Origin of the sequence: Nocardioides campestrisoli (assembly GCF_013624435.2) — a bacterium.
GTDB lineage: Bacteria > Actinomycetota > Actinomycetes > Propionibacteriales > Nocardioidaceae > Nocardioides > Nocardioides campestrisoli.
The window spans coordinates 2,434,080-2,448,979 of sequence record NZ_CP061768.1 but is presented as its reverse complement, the minus strand read 5'-3'; the positions used below and the strand labels follow the sequence as shown (position 1 = coordinate 2,448,979).

Below are 14,900 nucleotides of genomic sequence, written 5' to 3'. Positions count from 1 at the left end.
AGTGCCCGAGCCCACCGAGATCGCGCCCGACACCAAGGACTGGACCTGGGTGCTCGACCGGCCCTGCACCGAGTGCGGGCTGTCGGCCGCCGACCTGGCGCTCGGCGACCTGCCCGACCTCCTCCGCACCACCGCCCTGGCGTACGGGGATGCGCTGCGCGACCGGGCGGCCGTGCGACGCCGTCCCGACCCGGGCACCTGGTCGCCGTTGGAGTACGCGTGCCACGTGCGCGACGTGCACCGGGTCTTCGCCGAGCGGCTGACCCGGATGCTCGACGAGGACGAGCCGACCTTTCCGAACTGGGACCAGGACGCAGCGGCCGTCGAGGGGCGCTACGCCGAGCAGGACCCCGAAGCGGTCGACCTCGAGCTGGTCGAGGCTGCCGGCACGGTCGCGGGGCTGTACGCGCGCGTGACCCCGGAGCAGTCCGGGCGGACCGGCCTGCGCAGCAACGGCAGCAGGTTCACCGTGCTCACCCTGGGCCGCTACCACCTGCACGACGTGGTGCACCATCTGCACGACCTCGGGCGCCGCGTGTGAGGTACACCGAGTTCTGGGCGCGCATGGACGAGGTCCTGGGGGCGAAGGCGAGGTCCTGGGCGGCGATGGTGGTGATGCCCGAGCTGGGCTCGCGGACCGTCGTCGAGGCGCTGGACGCGGGGCTCAGCCCCAAGGAGGTCTGGTCGGCGGTGTGGCAGACCCTCCAGCTCCCCGAGAAGTACCGCTGATGGCCTCCCTCAGCGTCCAGGACGTCGAGCGTGTGCAGCGCCGCACCGTCGCCTCGCTCGTCCTGGTCCAGGCGGTGGGTGCGCTGGGTATCACCATCGGCATCGCCACGGCGTCCCTGCTGGCCCGTGACCTGTCGGGCTCCGAGCAGCTCGCCGGGCTGGCCCAGACCTTCCAGGTGCTCGGCACCGCCGGAGCGGCGTGGCTGCTCGCCCGGCTGATGACCCGCGCGGGCCGTCGGGCCGGCCTGGTGGCCGGCTACCTGGCGGCCGCCACGGGTGCGGTGCTCGCAGTGCTGGCGGGCCGGTGGGGCAGCATGCTGGTCCTGCTCGGCGGCATGATGCTGCTGGGAGCGGCGACGGCCGCCAACAACGCCGCCCGGTACGCCGCGACAGACCTGGCACCGGCGACCACCCGGGCCCGCGCGCTCTCGGTCGTGGTCTGGGCGACCACGCTCGGCGCGGTGCTCGGACCGAACCTGACCGGTCCCGCGTCCTCGGTGGCGAAGGCGCTGGCAGTGCCCGAGGCGGCGGGCCCGTTCGTGCTGGGGGCCGTCGGGCTGGCGGCGGCTGGCTGCCTCGCCGCCCTGGTGCTGCGCCCGGACCCGCTGCTGCTGGCGCGTGAGCTGGAGGAGGCCGAGTCGCCCGCGTCCCCGGTCACCTCGCCGCCGGTCACAGTGCCGACGGGCGGCGCCTGGCACCGCGTGGTGGGCGTGGTCCGTCAGCAGCCGGCGCTGCTGGCGGCCGTGGCGGGACTCGCCGCCGCCCACGCCACCATGGTCTCCGTGATGGTGATGACCCCGCTGCACATGGAGCACGGCGAGGCCGGGCTGGAGCTGATCGGCTTCGTGATCTCGGTGCACGTGCTGGGGATGTTCGCGTTCTCGCCGCTGGTCGGGGCCGCCGCCGACCGGTGGGGTCGTCCCGCGGTGATGGGGGCCGGGGGAGTGGTGCTGCTGCTCGCGCTCGTCCTGTGCGCGCTCGCGCCCGCGGGCAGCTCGTGGCAGATCTTCGGCGGCCTGTTCCTGCTGGGCCTCGGGTGGTCGCTGGTGACCATCGCCGCGTCGACGCTGGTCGCGGACCTGACCCCGCTGGCGGAGCGGGCCGACGTGCAGGGGGCGGCGGACATGACCATGAGCCTGGGGGCGGCCGGGGCCAGCGCGCTGGCCGGGGTGGTCGTCGGGACCTGGGGATATCCGGCGCTGGCCGGCTGCGCCGCGGTGCTGGCCTGCGGGGTGCTGCTGGCCGCGGCCTGCGCGGCTCGACCGGCGCCGGCCCGGCCACGCCGACACGCCGGGGACCGCTGACCCCATCGAACACCTGTTCGGGCTACTGTGGTTCCACAGGTACGACGCGGGGCGAGGTTGTCCACAGCGACGACACGACTGATCAGGTCTTGTCGGTGGCTCGCTCTAGCGTCGACGACGTACCTGGCACCCCGACGAGACGAATGGGACACAACATGGCTGGTGGAGACCGCGAGAAGGCACTGGACGCCGCTCTCGCCAACATCGAGAAGTCGTTCGGCAAGGGCTCGGTCATGCGACTGGGCGACGAGACCCGTGCTCCGCTGGAGGTCATCCCCACGGGGGCGATCGCCCTCGACGTGGCCCTCGGGCTCGGCGGGCTGCCGCGAGGCAGGGTCGTGGAGATCTACGGTCCGGAGTCCTCCGGAAAGACGACCGTGGCGCTGCACGCGGTCGCCAACGCCCAGGCCGCGGGTGGCATCGTCGCCTTCATCGACGCCGAGCACGCGCTCGACCCGGAGTACGCGAAGGCGCTCGGCGTCGACACCGACGCGCTCCTGGTCTCCCAGCCCGACTCGGGTGAGCAGGCGCTGGAGATCGCCGACATGTTGGTCCGCTCCGGTGCCCTCGACCTGATCGTCATCGACTCCGTGGCGGCCCTGGTGCCCCGGGCAGAGATCGAGGGCGAGATGGGCGACAGCCACGTGGGTCTCCAGGCGCGCCTGATGAGCCAGGCGCTGCGCAAGATGACCGGTGCGCTCAACAACTCGGGCACCACCGCGATCTTCATCAACCAGCTGCGCGAGAAGATCGGCGTGATGTTCGGCTCGCCCGAGACCACGACCGGTGGTCGGGCGCTGAAGTTCTACTCCTCGGTCCGCCTCGACGTGCGCCGCATCGAGACCCTCAAGGACGGCCAGGAGATGGTCGGCAACCGGACCCGGGTCAAGGTCGTCAAGAACAAGGTCGCGCCGCCGTTCAAGCAGGCCGAGTTCGACATCATGTACGGCAAGGGGATCAGCCGCGAGGGTGGCCTCATCGACGTCGGCGTGGAGGCGGGCCTGGTGCGCAAGGCCGGTGCTTGGTACACCTACGAGGGCGACCAGCTCGGTCAGGGCAAGGAGAACGCGCGCTCCTTCCTGCGGGACAACCCGGACCTGGCCAACGAGCTGGAGAAGCGGATCCTGGAGAAGCTCGGGGTCGGGCCGCAGGCCGACGCCCCGGCTGACGACCTCTCGGACGAGCCCATCGGGGTCCGTGACTTCTGAGGCGTCGGCCGGTGAGTCGGACCGGCCCGCGTGGAGCGGGGACGTCCACCACGGTGTGGCGGCCTGGACCGGAGACCTCCCCGAGGACCCGGTCCAGGCCGGCCCCGAGGCCGATCACGAGGCCGTCGCCCGGAAGATCCTGCTCGACCAGCTGACCGGGCAGGCCCGCACGCGCAAGGAGCTGGCCGACAAGCTCTCCGCCAAGAACGTGCCCGACGCGGTGGCGACCATGCTCCTCGACCGGTTCGAAGAGGTCGGGCTCATCGACGACGAGGCGTTCGCCCGGGCCTGGATCGCGAGCCGGCAGCCGGGCAAGGGCCTGGCCGGCCGAGCGCTGGCCCAGGAGCTGCGGCGCAAGGGCGTCGACGACGAGACCGTCCGTGAGGCGGTCGCGGAGATCGATCCCGACGACGAGGAGGAGGCCGCCCGCCGGCTCGTGCGCAAGAAGCTGCGCACCGTGGGTGGCCTGGAGCGGGACAAGGCGACCCGGCGGCTGGTGGGGATGCTCGCCCGCAAGGGCTACTCCAGCGGCCTGGCCTTCGCGGTGGTCCGTCAGGAGCTCGACGCCGACGAGGATGAGACGGACTAGGCTGCCTGCATGTCCAAGACTTCCGGCGGTCCGCCACCCGCGCAGGACGCCCTGGTGCTGGACACCACCCGGCTCCCGTCCGGACCGACCGAACTGACGGATTCGCTCGCAGGCTCCACCCCCGGCTTCGCCGGAGGCAAGTCGGACGGGCAGGCCGCCCTGGCCGCCATGGGGGGCGAGCTCGCAGATCTCCAGGAGCGCCTCTGGGCTGCCCGCACGGCGGGGTCCGAGCGCCGGGTGCTGCTGGTCCTCCAGGGGATGGACACCAGCGGCAAGGGCGGGGTGATCCGCAAGACGCTCGGCCTGGTAGACCCCCAAGGGCTGCAGATCACCAGCTTCAAGGCGCCGACCCCGAAGGAGAAGGAGCACGACTTCCTCTGGCGGATCCGGCGGGCCGTCCCCACGCCCGGGCACATCGGCGTCTTCGACCGGAGCCACTACGAGGACGTGCTGGTGGTCAAGGTGCGCCGCTGGGCAGCCGAGGAGGAGATCGAGCGGCGGTACGGCGCGATCAACGACTTCGAGCGCGAGCTGGCCGACCAGGGGGTGACGGTGCTCAAGTGCCTGCTGCACGTCTCCCGGGCCGAGCAGGGGGCGCGGCTGCTGGAGCGCCTGGAGAACCCCGAGAAGTACTGGAAGTACGCGCCCAGCGACCTCGACGACCGTGAGCTGTGGCCCGCCTTCCGTACGCAGTACGAGACGGTGCTCGAGCGCACCAGCACCGACGTCGCGCCCTGGCACGTCATCCCCTCGGACAAGAAGTGGTACCGCAACCTGGCCGTGGGCCAGCTCCTGCTCGAGACGCTGCGCGGCATGCAGCTGACCTGGCCCGAGGCCGACTTCGACGTCGAGGCCGAGAAGTCACGGCTCCGGGCGCAGGAGGCCGAGTGATCGAGCGCGTGCGGGTCAGCCGGTACGTCACCCCGCTGCGAGAGGGCGGCAGCCTGCCCGGACTCGTCGAGGCCGACGACCTGGGCTTCTACGTCTGCAAGTTCTCCGGGGCCGGCCAGGGGGTGCGGGTACTGGTCGCCGAGGTGCTCGTCGGCGAGCTCGCCCGGCGCTTGGGGATCCGCACCCCGCGGCTCGTCGGGCTCGACCTCTGTGCGGAGATCGCGCGCTACGAGGCCGACGAGGAGGTCCAGGACCTGCTCACCGCCAGCGTCGGGCTGAACCTGGGCGTGGACTTCCTGCCCGGCGCCTTCGGCGTCGACGGCGAGCTCGCGACGCCGGGTGAGGTGGCCGGCCGGATCCTCTGGCTGGACGCGTTCACCGCGAACGTGGACCGCAGCTGGCGCAACCCCAACCTGCTCGTCTGGCACGGCGACCTGTGGGCGATCGACCACGGGGCTTCGCTCTACTTCCACCACGGCTGGACGCGGGCGATCACCGACCCGGAGCGCTTCGCCGCGCAGCCGTGGGACGTCTCGGACCACGTCCTGCGCGGCTTCCTCGCCGAGGTGCCGGCGGCTGACGAGCACGCGCGGTCGGTGCTGTCCGGCGAGGTGTTCGCCGAGGTCGCCTCCCTGGTCCCCGACGAGTGGCTGCACTTCGTGCCCGACCTGGAACCCGACCAGGTCCGCGCCGCCTACGTCGAGTTCCTCACCGCGCGGCTCGGTGCCCGCGGCTGGCTGCCGGGGGAGTCGTCGTGAGCCTGCTCTCCTACCAGTACGTCGTCCTGCGCTGCGTCCCGCGCCCGGAGCGCGAGGAGTTCCTCAACGTGGGCGTCGTGCTCTACTGCCAGGCGGCCGAGCTGCTCGCCGTCGCCTGGGACGTCGACGCCGACCGGCTGCGGGCGCTTGACCCGGGTCTCGACGTCGACCGGGTCTGCGCCTCGCTGGCGTTCGTCGAGGGGGTCTGCGCCGGGGACGAGCGCGGAGGCGAGGCTGCCACCAAGCCGATCGGCACCCGGTTCGGCTTCCTCAAGGCGCCGCGCTCCACGGTCCTCCAGCCGGGCCCGGTGCACGGAGGAGTCACCGCCGACCCGGCGGGACAGCTCGAGCACCTGCTCGCCCAGCTCGTCGGCTGACCGCGCCGACCCGAGTCCTGGGACCGGGTCGGCGCGCTCAGCGAGGGATCAGACCGGGACCAGCTCGACGGCGCCGACGGCGTACCGGGCCAGGATCGTCCGCGCCACCTCGGGGTGGGCCCCCAGGGGTGCGGAGACCGCGACCGCACCGGCCTCGAGCGCCAGCTCGGCCGCCCGGTCCGGGAGGAACCCCGGGGCCAGGAAGAGCGAGGCGACGGCGATGTGCCGCTTGCCCTGCGCGCGGAAGGCGCGCACGGCCTCACCGGTGGCCGGCGGGGCCGCCGAGGCGAACGCCGCGGTCACCGGCAGCTTGTGCCGGGCGCCCCAGACCCGGGCCAGCCGGGCGACGGACTGGTTGGCCAGCGCGTCGGAGGAGCCGGCGGCGGCCAGCACGAGCGCGTCGAGCTCACGGATCCGCGCGTCGGCCAGCGCCTCGCGCATCCGCAGGTCCAGGACCTCCAGGAACGCGGGTTCGAGGCCGAGGACCGAGGTGGCCCGGACCTTGAGCCCCTCGTGCCGCTCCATCGCCTCCGCGACGGCCTGCGGGACGTCCACCTTGGCGTGGTAGGCCTCGGTGAGCAGCAGGGGGACGACCACGATCTCCTCGTGGCCGGACTTGACGAGCCGGTCCACCGTTGTCTGGAACGACGGCTTGGAGAGCTCGAGGAACGACGCCTCGATCCGCAGGTCCGGACGCATCTTCCGGACCTCCGCGACGAGGGCCTTGATCGTCGCCGCGGACCGCGCGTCACGGCTTCCGTGGGCCAGTGCAACCAATGCAGGAGCAGCCATCAGGACCGCCTCCCATCTCGCGTGAGGTGTGCATCGACGACGTTGTCGATCTGGTGGTGGTGTGTCGTGGTCATGAGTGGATCCCGCACTCGGTCTTGCTCGTGCCGGCCCACCGGCCGCTGCGGGGATCGTCACCCGGCGCCACGCGCCGGGTGCAGGGCCAGCAGCCGATGCTCGGGTACCCGTCGTAGACCAGCGGGTTGACCAGCACGCCGTTCTCGGCGACGTACCGGTCCACCTGCTCGTCCGACCAGCGGGCGAGAGGGGAGACCTTGACCTTCCCCTTGCGGGCGTCCCAGCCCACGACGGGCGCGATCACCCGGTTGTGGGTCTCGGCCCGGCGCAGGCCGGTCGCCCAGGCGTCGTAGCCGGAGAGCGCGTCGGCCAGCGGCTTGACCTTGCGCAGCGCGCAGCAGCGGTCGGGGTCGGTGCGGAAGAGGTCGGGGCCGTGCTCGGCGTCCTGCTCGGCCACGCTCTGGACCGGAGTGATGGTGAGCAGGTTGACGGGCAGGGTGGCCTCGACGGCGTCGCGGGTCCCGATCGTCTCGGCGAAGTGGTAGCCGGTGTCGAGGAAGACCACGTCGATCCCGGGTGCCACCGTCGAGGCGAGGTGAGCCAGGACCGCGTCGCCCATCGAGCTGGTGAGGCAGAAGCGCTCCCCGAAGGTGGCGACCGCCCACTCGATGATGTGCTCGGCGGGCGCCAGCTCGAGCTCGGCGCCCACGTGCGAGACCAGCTCGCGAAGCTCCTCGGAGGAGCGGCCGGCCGTGTGCGTGCCGCGGAACTCCCGGGCCGCCTGGGTGGAGAGACTCATCGCGCACCGCCTCCGGGCCGGATCATGCCGAGCATCTTGACGGTGAAGGCGCGCAGGCAGGCGCGGCACTCCCAGGCTCCGTGCGCCTCCTGCGGGAAGAGGTCCTCCTCGCCGCAGTACGGGCAGTGGTAGGGCACCGCGCGCTCGCTCATCTCAGACCCCCTCCAAGGCACGCTCGCCGCGCAGGTGAGCCTCGTCGGCCCGCGCCGCCCAGGCGGCGAAGGTCTCGTCCTCGTGCCGGTCGGCCAGGAACGCCGACACGACGGCGGTGATGTAGTCGTCCAGCTCGGCGCTGGTCACCTTGTGCGCGCGCAGCTTGCGACCGAAGTTGGCGCCCAGCCCGAGCGCGCCGCCCAGGTGCACCTGGAACCCCTCCACCTGCTCGCCGGAGGCGTCGACCACGAGCTGGCCCTTCAGCCCGATGTCGGCGACCTGGGTCCGGGCGCAGGCGTTCGGGCAGCCGTTGACGTTCACCGTGATCGGCACGTCCAGCTCGGGGAAGCGCCGTTCGAGCTCGGCCACCAGGGCGCGGGCGCGGTTCTTGGTGTCGACGATCGCCAGCTTGCAGAACTCGATGCCGGTGCAGGCCATCGTGTTGCGGCGCCAGTTCGACGGGGTCGCGTCCAGGCCGATCCGGCGCAGGTCCGCCACGAACGCCTCGGTGTCGGCACCGTCCACGCCCAGCACCACCAGCTTCTGGTACGCCGTGAGCCGGGCGCCGCGGGCGCCGTACCGCTCGACCAGGTCGGCCAGGTCGAGCAGCACCTGCCCGTTGATCCGCCCGACCACGGGGGCGGCACCGACGTAGAACTTGCCGTCCTTCTGCTCGTGCACCCCGATGTGGTCGCCGGGGACCAGCGGGGACGGGGGAGAGGGCAGGTCGATCAGGGTGCGGCCCAGGTACTCGGTCTCGAGGATCTCGCGGAACTTCTCCAGGCCCCAGTCGGCGACCAGGAACTTCAGCCGGGCCTTGGAGCGCAGCCGGCGGTAGCCGTAGTCGCGGAAGATGCCGCAGACGGCCTCCCAGATGTCCGGCACCTCGGCCAGCGGGACCCAGACGCCGAGCTTCTGGGCAAGCTTGGGGTTGGTCGACAGGCCGCCGCCGACCCACACGTCGAAGCCCGGGCCGTGCTCGGGGTGGACGGAGCCGACGAAGGAGACGTCGTTGACCTCGGGGGCCACGTCGTGGCTCGGGTGGCCGGTGAGGGCGGTCTTGAACTTGCGGGGGAGGTTGGAGTACTCCGGGTTGCCGAGTGCCCGGCGCTTGATCTCCTCCAGGGCCCAGGTGCCGTCGATCAGCTCGTCCTGGGCGATGCCGGCGACCGGGGATCCCAGGAACGGCCGGGGGGAGTCGCCGCAGGCCTCGAGGGTGGTGAGCCCGGCGCCCTCGAGCCGCTCCCAGATCTCCGGGACGCTCTCGACCTCGATCCAGTGGTACTGGATGTTGTTGCGGTCGGTGATGTCGGCGGTGCCCCGGGCGAACTCCTGGGAGACGCTGCCCAGCGCCCGCAGCGCGTCGCCGGAGAGCACGGCGCCGTCGGTGCGGACCCGCATCATGAAGTAGCGGTCGTCCAGCTCCTCCTCCTCCAGCTGGGCGGTCTTCCCGCCGTCGAAGCCGGGGGCACGCTGGGTGTAGAGGCCCATCCACCGGAACCGGCCGCGCAGGTCGGCGGGGTCGATGGAGTCGAAGCCGCGCTTGGAGTAGATGTTCAGGATGCGGTCCCGGACGTGGAGCGGGTCGTCGTCCTTCTTGGACTGCTCGTTCTTGTTCAGGGGCTCGGAGTAGCCCAGCGCCCACTGGCCCTCACCGCGCTTGGCGCGGGGGCGGGTGGTGCGTGCCGGAGCAGGGGTGGCAGTCATGGGGATGGTCCTGTTCGCTGAGGGGCCGCGCGCGTCGTCGAGCGCGGTGGGGGCATGGATCAGCGGGGCCAACAGATCATGCTGCGCGTACGCCCGTAGTCCACGTGGCGACGGACCACGAGGTAGGTGTGAGTAGCGCGACTGATCATGTCAAGGAGTCTCAGTGGTCGGACACGCTTGCCACAAGGTCGGTGTCCGGCATGTGGACAAGCATCTCAGGAAATGGACGGATCTGAGACTTCGTCCGCCTGGGGGGTGGGGCAGTGAGTGCTAGGTCACACCGCCGGAGCGGGGTTCGAGTCGTGGTGGCCGGTGGTTGCGGGAAGTGCGCCGCGTCCCCTGATTACGCTAGGCGGCATGACCGACTCCCTCGCCAAGACCGCCAGCACCGCCTATGACGCCGCCCTCGAGGTGATCGCCGCGGTGGAGCCGCGGATCGCCGCGGCGACCCGCCAGGAGCTGACGGACCAGCGAGGTTCGCTCAAGCTCATCGCCTCGGAGAACTACGCCTCGCCGGCGGTGCTGCTGACCATGGGCACCTGGCTCAGCGACAAGTACGCCGAGGGCACGGTCGGCCACCGGTTCTACGCCGGGTGCCAGAACGTCGACACGGTCGAGTCGCTGGCGGCCGAGCACGCGCGCGAGCTCTTCGGTGCCCCCTACGCCTACGTGCAGCCGCACTCGGGGATCGACGCCAACCTGGTCGCGTTCTGGTCGATCCTGGCCAACCGCGTCGAGAGCCCGGCGCTGCAGCGGCTGGGTGCGAAGAACGTCAGCGAGCTGACCGAGGCCGACTGGGAGTCGCTGCGGCACGAGCTGGGCAACCAGCGGCTGCTCGGGATGAGCCTGGACGCCGGCGGTCACCTGACCCACGGCTTCCGCCCCAACATCAGCGGCAAGATGTTCCACCAGCAGCAGTACGGCACCGACCCCGAGACCGGCCTCCTGGACTACGACGTGGTGGCGGCCAAGGCCCGTGAGTTCAAGCCGCTGATCCTGGTCGCGGGCTACAGCGCCTACCCGCGCCGGGTGAACTTCGCCAAGATGCGCGAGATCGCCGACGAGGTCGGCGCCGTGCTCATGGTCGACATGGCGCACTTCGCCGGGCTGGTGGCCGGGAAGGTCTTCACCGGCGAGGAGAACCCGGTGCCCTACGCCCACGTCACCACCACGACCACCCACAAGTCGCTGCGCGGTCCCCGCGGCGGCATGGTGCTCGCGCAGGAGGAGTTCGCCGCCGACGTCGACCGCGGCTGCCCGATGGTGCTGGGCGGGCCGCTCTCGCACGTGATGGCGGCCAAGGCCGTGGCCCTGGCCGAGGCGCGGACCGAGGAGTTCCGCGGCTACGCGCAGCGGGTCGCCGACAACGCCCACTCGCTGGCCGACGGGTTCCTGAGCCGCGGCGCCCGGCTGGTCACCGGCGGCACCGACAACCACCTCGTGCTGCTGGACGTCACCTCGTTCGGCCTGACCGGTCGGCAGGCCGAGTCGGCGCTGCTCGACGCGGGCGTGGTGACCAACCGCAACTCGATCCCGGCCGACCCGAACGGCGCCTGGTACACCTCCGGCGTCCGGCTCGGCACGCCGGCGCTGACCACCCGCGGCTTCGGCCACGACGAGTTCGACCGGGTCGCGGAGCTGATCGTGGAGGTGCTGAGCAACACCGAGGCCGGCGTGACCAAGGCCGGTGGCCCGTCCAAGGCGTCGTACACGCTGGGCGACGGCGTCGCGGACCGGGTCAAGGCGGCCAGCGCCGAGCTGCTCGACAAGCACCCGCTCTACCCGGGCCTCGAGTTGTCCTGACCCGGCGTTCCTCACCGGCCGGGCCCAAGGCTCGGTCGGTGGGGACGTGCGCTCAGCCGGCGGGGACGCCGGACCCGGCGGAGACCGCCTTGCGGGCGGTGGGGGCGTAGCCCTCGCGGGCCGCCTCCCGGGTCGGCTGCTCGTGCTCGGCGCTGGTGGTCGACGGGCGGGGCTCGGGCGCCTCGTCGTCGGGTCGCACGTAGAGGACCGCGGTGATCGCGGTGGTCCGCACCAGGTACTGGCCGTCCACCTCGTGGTCGATGATCACGCCGTGGCCGTCGGACGCCACCGGGATGCCCTCGATCCAGACCCCCTCGACCAGGACCCGCACCGGGATGCCCTGGTCCTGGGCCCGGTTGAGCAACGTGCCGACGGTGAAGATGGTGCTGCCCTGGCTGGCCATGAGGTTCTGGAGGTTCCTGACTCGGAGTAGGTGGCGGTCCCGAGCAGGGTAAGTCGGGGCACCGGGCCCCCGACGTGGATCGGACGAACACGAAGCCGGCGGCGAGGCCGAGCGGATCCACCCGGGTGAGTCGCTACCGTGGCGTCATGCCCGTCCGCCAGCCCGCCGTCAGGGTCGGGACGGCGGGTGCGGCGCTCCCGAGGCTGCGGGCCGCGCTCTGGCGCCTGGTGGTGACCACCGTGGGGGCGTGCATGCGCCACCGGGTGACCGGGCTGGCCGCCGAGGCCGCCTTCTTCGCGGTGCTGTCGGTGCCTCCGCTGGTCTTCGCGCTGACCGGCGCGATCGGCTTCGTCTCCAGCCAGTACCCCGCGGCGCAGGTGGACGACGTGCGGGCGGCACTGCTGGCACTGGCCTCCCAGGGGCTCACCGACCGGGCGGTCGACGGGGTCATCGCCCCCACCATCGACCAGGTGCTCGAGGGCGGCCGCGCCGACGTGGTCTCGTTCGGCTTCGTGCTCGCCCTGTGGTCGGGCTCCCGCGCGCTCAACGTCTTCGTGGACACCATCACGATCATGCACGGGCTCGGCGGGGAGCGGGGGATCGTGCGGACCCGGGCCCTCTCGTTCGCCCTCTACCTCCTGGCCCTGCTCACCGGGGCGGTGACCCTGCCGCTGATCGTCCTGGGACCGGGGCTGCTCGGCGACTGGCTCCCGGCCGACCTCGGCTTCCTGATGGCCTTCTACTGGCCCACGGTGATCGTGGTCTGCATCTGCTTCCTGGCCACGCTGTACCACGTCTCTGTCCCGGTGCGGACGAGCTGGAGCTTCAACCTGCCCGGTGCCACCTTCTCGCTGGTCAGCTGGCTCCTGGGCTCGTGGGTCCTGCGGTGGGTCCTCACCGTGACGGCGGCGGAGTCCAAGTCGATCTTCGGCCCGCTGGCGGCGCCCATCGCGGTCCTGCTGTGGCTCTACCTGCTGGCGATCGCGGTCCTGATCGGTGCCGCGGTGAACGCCGCGTTCGACACCGTCTTCCCGCAGACCGCGACGACGCTGGCGCGCCACGAGGTCGTTCAGCGGCTCCGGCAGCGCATCGGCGTGAAAGACTGAGCCGGTGAGCGAGACGAGGGTCCCACAGGGGCCTGCGACGAGCCGGGTCGAGCTGCCGGACCCGGAGCGGTCGCCGTGGTGGGAGCTGGGGCGCCGGCTGCTGGCCGCGATGGCCATCCTGGTCGGCACGGTGATCCTGGTCTACGTCGACCGGGACGGCTACCGCGACGCCTCCGACGGGCACGTCGGGCTGATCGACTCGATCTACTACACGACCGTCACGCTGAGCACGACCGGGTACGGCGACATCGCGCCCGTCACCGACCAGGCCCGGCTGATCAACGCGTTCGTCGTGACGCCGGCACGCATCGCCTTCCTGGTGCTGCTGATCGGCACCACCCTCGAGGTGCTCGCCTCGCAGGGACGAGAGATGTTCCGGGTCGCCCGGTGGAGGAAGAACATGGGAGACCACGTCGTCGTCATCGGCTACGGCACCAAGGGCCGCAGCGCCGTGCAGACGCTGCTCAGCAACGGCCTGGAGAAGGGGTCGGTGGTCGTGGTGGACCCGAGCCCGATGGCGCTGGCCGACGCGCACGCCGACGGCCTCGCGGTGGTCACCGGCGACGCGACCCGGCGGCAGGTGCTGCGCCAGGCCGACGTGCACGAGGCGCGCCAGGTCATCATCACCACCGACCAGGACGCCTCCAACGTGCTGGCCACCCTGACCGTGCGCCAGCTCAACCCGGACGCCTTCATCGTGGTGGCGGTCCGGGAGCAGGAGAACATGCCGCTGATGCGCCAGTCCGGCGCCGACTCGGTGATCACCTCCTCCGAGGCGGTCGGCCGGCTGCTCGGCCTCTCCACCCTCTCGCCGCTGCTGGGCTCGGTGATGGAGGACCTGCTGACCTACGGCGAGGGGCTGGAGGTGGCCGAGCGCGACCTGCTGGTCAACGAGGTCGGCCAGCAGCCGCAGAAGCTGCCCGACCAGGTGATCGCGGTGGTGCGCGACGAGAAGGTCTACCGCTACTTCGACCCGGTCGTGACCCAGCTCGCCCGGGGCGACCGCCTGGTGGTCGTGCGCCCCGCCAAGGAGCTCCCGTGGGCTCCCCGGCCCGGCACGCACGGCGAGGACAAGGCCGACTCGGCGGCCGAGCGCGCATGAGCGACCCGGCCGCCTCGGCGGCGGCCGGTCCTCCCGGGGCTCCCCGCGGTGCGGGGGACTCGATGGTCCTGGTCACCGGCGGGGTGCGCTCCGGCAAGTCGGGCCACGCCGAGCGGCTGCTCGCCGGCTGCGACCGGGTCGTCTACGTCGCCCCTGGTCCGACCCCGGAGGCCGAGCAGGACCCGGACTGGCACGCCCGGGTGGAGGCGCACCGCGTACGCCGCCCTCCGACCTGGCGCACGGTGGAGACCGCCGACCTCGGCGCCGCCCTGCACGGCGCGGGGGACGACCCGGTGCTGGTGGACTGCCTGGGCACCTGGCTGACCGCGGTGATCGACGAGGCCCAGGCCTGGGAGGCCCCGGAGGAGACCGTGGGCGCCCTGGTCGCCGAGCGGCTCGACGGCCTGCTGGCCGCGCTCTCCCGTCGGCAGGCCCGGACGGTGCTGGTCACCAACGAGGTGGGCTGGGGGGTCGTGCCGGCGCACCGCTCGGGGCGGCTGTTCCGGGACCTCCTCGGCAGGTCGAACCAGCGCGTCGCCGAGGTCTGCGACGAGGTGCACCTGGTCGTGGCCGGTCGGGTCCTCGTGCTCTGACGATGGCTGCCGAGGAGTTCACGCTACGCGCCATCGCCGGGTCCGACTGGCGGATCGAGGCAGAGCTCTCCTCCGACCCCGACGTGCTGCGCTGGACCTTCCACCCGGCGCACATGGACGAGGATGCCGCGCGCGAGCGGATCCGCCACTACGAGCGTCGGTCCGCCGAGGGTGCCACCCAGCGGTTCGTCATCCTCGACGGCTCGGACCGGGTCCTGGGCACCTGCGGGTTGGGTCGCCTCCAGGAGGAGGCGCCCGAGGTCTTCTACGCCCTGACGCCCTGGGGCCGAGGCCGCGGGGCGGCCACCTGGGCTGTGCTGGCGCTGGTCGGGTGGGCCGTCGACCACGGCCGGCGGTGGGTGCGGTTGCGCATCATCGACGGGAACGTCGCGAGCGAGAAGGTGGCGGCACGTGCGGGCTTCTCACCGCGGGAGCGGGTCGAGGAGGAGCATCGTGGCCGCACCGTCACGCTGACGGAGTGGAGCCTGGACACGCGGGTGGTCGAAGGCGGCCGGTGATCCGGGCAGGGGACACCCCCACGCCAGACCACGAGGCGCTCAGACGACGAGGC

General features: G+C 72.2%; 18 protein-coding genes. 13 read left to right on the top strand and 5 right to left on the bottom strand.

Features of this window, described 5'->3' with window-relative positions; all coding sequences use genetic code 11:
• Window position 1: 1 nt before the first annotated feature.
• The 8 genes from H8838_RS11535 (at window position 2) to H8838_RS11500 (ending at window position 5,856) form a co-directional block, all read left to right on the top strand.
• Window positions 2-541, top strand: a complete 540-nt coding sequence (locus H8838_RS11535) for a DinB family protein (protein WP_185996286.1) — start codon at window positions 2-4, stop codon at window positions 539-541.
• A complete protein-coding gene (locus H8838_RS11530; protein ID WP_181311216.1) occupies window positions 538-729 on the top strand; it encodes a DUF3046 domain-containing protein in 192 nt (63 codons plus the stop codon). The genes H8838_RS11535 and H8838_RS11530 overlap by 4 nt, the downstream gene beginning before the upstream one ends.
• Window positions 729-2,033 (top strand): MFS transporter, encoded by a 1,305-nt coding sequence (locus H8838_RS11525; RefSeq protein WP_224766089.1) that lies wholly within the window; start codon window positions 729-731, stop codon window positions 2,031-2,033. The genes H8838_RS11530 and H8838_RS11525 overlap by 1 nt, the downstream gene beginning before the upstream one ends.
• A gap of 155 nt (window positions 2,034-2,188) precedes the next feature.
• Window positions 2,189-3,241, top strand: coding sequence for a recombinase RecA (gene recA, locus H8838_RS11520; RefSeq protein ID WP_181311215.1), 1,053 nt, complete (start codon window positions 2,189-2,191; stop codon window positions 3,239-3,241).
• A complete protein-coding gene (locus tag H8838_RS11515; protein ID WP_185996285.1) occupies window positions 3,231-3,830 on the top strand; it encodes a regulatory protein RecX in 600 nt (199 codons plus the stop codon). The genes recA and H8838_RS11515 overlap by 11 nt, the downstream gene beginning before the upstream one ends.
• A 9-nt stretch (window positions 3,831-3,839) precedes the next feature.
• Complete coding sequence (locus tag H8838_RS11510; RefSeq protein ID WP_185996284.1) at window positions 3,840-4,721, top strand: PPK2 family polyphosphate kinase; 882 nt, start codon at window positions 3,840-3,842, stop codon at window positions 4,719-4,721.
• Window positions 4,718-5,479, top strand: coding sequence for a HipA family kinase (locus tag H8838_RS11505; RefSeq protein ID WP_185996283.1), 762 nt, complete (start codon window positions 4,718-4,720; stop codon window positions 5,477-5,479). The genes H8838_RS11510 and H8838_RS11505 overlap by 4 nt, the downstream gene beginning before the upstream one ends.
• Complete coding sequence (locus tag H8838_RS11500; RefSeq protein WP_224766088.1) at window positions 5,476-5,856, top strand: DUF3037 domain-containing protein; 381 nt, start codon at window positions 5,476-5,478, stop codon at window positions 5,854-5,856. The genes H8838_RS11505 and H8838_RS11500 overlap by 4 nt, the downstream gene beginning before the upstream one ends.
• Window positions 5,857-5,904: 48 nt before the next feature.
• On the opposite strand, the gene H8838_RS11495 is transcribed toward H8838_RS11500, so the two are convergent.
• The 4 genes from H8838_RS11495 to H8838_RS11480 all read right to left on the bottom strand — a co-directional run bounded on the left by H8838_RS11495 (window position 5,905) and on the right by H8838_RS11480 (window position 9,322).
• Window positions 5,905-6,648, bottom strand: a complete 744-nt coding sequence (locus H8838_RS11495; protein ID WP_181311211.1) for a sirohydrochlorin chelatase — start codon at window positions 6,646-6,648, stop codon at window positions 5,905-5,907.
• Window positions 6,649-6,718: 70 nt separating this feature from the next.
• On the bottom strand, window positions 6,719-7,462 hold the full coding sequence (locus H8838_RS11490; RefSeq protein ID WP_185996282.1) for a phosphoadenylyl-sulfate reductase: 744 nt from the start codon (window positions 7,460-7,462) through the stop codon (window positions 6,719-6,721).
• Window positions 7,459-7,614, bottom strand: a complete 156-nt coding sequence (locus H8838_RS11485) for an Insertion element protein (RefSeq protein WP_181311209.1) — start codon at window positions 7,612-7,614, stop codon at window positions 7,459-7,461. Before H8838_RS11485 ends, H8838_RS11490 begins: the two co-directional genes overlap by 4 nt.
• 1 nt (window position 7,615) lies before the next feature.
• Window positions 7,616-9,322 (bottom strand): nitrite/sulfite reductase, encoded by a 1,707-nt coding sequence (locus H8838_RS11480; RefSeq protein ID WP_185996281.1) that lies wholly within the window; start codon window positions 9,320-9,322, stop codon window positions 7,616-7,618.
• A gap of 357 nt (window positions 9,323-9,679) precedes the next feature.
• Here H8838_RS11480 and H8838_RS11475 point away from each other — a divergent pair, with 357 nt between their 5' ends.
• Window positions 9,680-11,125, top strand: a complete 1,446-nt coding sequence (locus H8838_RS11475; protein ID WP_185996280.1) for a glycine hydroxymethyltransferase — start codon at window positions 9,680-9,682, stop codon at window positions 11,123-11,125.
• A gap of 52 nt (window positions 11,126-11,177) precedes the next feature.
• On the opposite strand, the gene H8838_RS11470 is transcribed toward H8838_RS11475, so the two are convergent.
• Window positions 11,178-11,528, bottom strand: coding sequence for a hypothetical protein (locus H8838_RS11470; RefSeq protein ID WP_185996279.1), 351 nt, complete (start codon window positions 11,526-11,528; stop codon window positions 11,178-11,180).
• 146 nt (window positions 11,529-11,674) lie between these two features.
• Here H8838_RS11470 and H8838_RS11465 point away from each other — a divergent pair, with 146 nt between their 5' ends.
• From H8838_RS11465 to H8838_RS11450, 4 genes are read left to right on the top strand one after another with little or no spacing between them, the layout of a single operon-like run.
• Window positions 11,675-12,634, top strand: a complete 960-nt coding sequence (locus tag H8838_RS11465) for a YihY/virulence factor BrkB family protein (RefSeq protein WP_224766087.1) — start codon at window positions 11,675-11,677, stop codon at window positions 12,632-12,634.
• Between the two features lie 4 nt (window positions 12,635-12,638).
• Window positions 12,639-13,736, top strand: coding sequence for a potassium channel family protein (locus H8838_RS11460; RefSeq protein ID WP_224766086.1), 1,098 nt, complete (start codon window positions 12,639-12,641; stop codon window positions 13,734-13,736).
• Window positions 13,733-14,329: a bifunctional adenosylcobinamide kinase/adenosylcobinamide-phosphate guanylyltransferase gene (cobU, locus tag H8838_RS11455; RefSeq protein ID WP_317983760.1), complete on the top strand. Its 597-nt coding sequence runs from the start codon at window positions 13,733-13,735 to the stop codon at window positions 14,327-14,329. The genes H8838_RS11460 and cobU overlap by 4 nt, the downstream gene beginning before the upstream one ends.
• A 2-nt stretch (window positions 14,330-14,331) precedes the next feature.
• Window positions 14,332-14,847, top strand: a complete 516-nt coding sequence (locus tag H8838_RS11450) for a GNAT family N-acetyltransferase (protein WP_185996278.1) — start codon at window positions 14,332-14,334, stop codon at window positions 14,845-14,847.
• Window positions 14,848-14,900 lie beyond the last annotated feature (53 nt).